Source organism: Oleiphilus sp. HI0117 (assembly GCF_001635235.1).
In genome coordinates, this window is record NZ_LWGA01000547.1 from 1 (window position 1) to 607 (window position 607).

Genomic DNA, 607 nt, shown 5'->3' on the forward strand with positions numbered 1-607 from the left:
GGATCCGCTTTTTAACGTCCTTGAACTTATTCATTGCCCCCTCACAGAATAATTGTACGACATTATACGTACCTATATCAATTCCTGGTATCTGTGTCTGAAAAGCTGTCAGACCTACTTCCCAGGCCTACCCGATCCTCTATTCTCGACTCTTCGACCCATACGCCTTTCAATCTCATCTACAAACTTTCCTGTGCCTGTTAGTTGACACCGCTCCACTGCGACTCCTAAATCATTCTTTGCTTCAATCAAGACCTCCAAATAGTGCTGGTCATCTTCATCACACAAAAACGCTGCCGTCTTATCATGTCCTCGCTGGACAATATGATGAGGGCAGCTTGACACTATCAGGCGCTTTCCTCTCGGCATAGCTCACCTCCTTGTTTGCTATACAGACTGAATCAAAAGACTTCACATCTATTTTCTGTATTTAAAAATTAAATGTGACACCTTTTTCTTCAAAGGATCGATAGAATAAAAAAGTTACTTGCGAGCTGGAGTTGTAGGTACAACCATTATGGGAAATTAGTTATAGCAGATGCAGGTCAACAAAGAGATAAACAAACCTATTAAGTAATTCTCAAAATTACCCATTCAAAGTGCGCAG

1 protein-coding gene is annotated in these 607 nt (G+C 41.2%); it reads right to left on the reverse strand.

The window, feature by feature from the left end; genetic code table 11:
• Positions 1-114 precede the first annotated feature (114 nt).
• Positions 115-369, reverse strand: a complete 255-nt coding sequence (locus A3757_RS06065) for a hypothetical protein (protein WP_068508138.1) — start codon at positions 367-369, stop codon at positions 115-117.
• Positions 370-607 lie beyond the last annotated feature (238 nt).

Bases quoted from the DNA above. Each gene is read 5' to 3' on its own strand.
- A3757_RS06065 (WP_068508138.1), bottom strand. From the start codon at position 369: ATGCCGAGAGGAAAGCGCCTGATAGTGTCAAGCTGCCCTCATCATATT.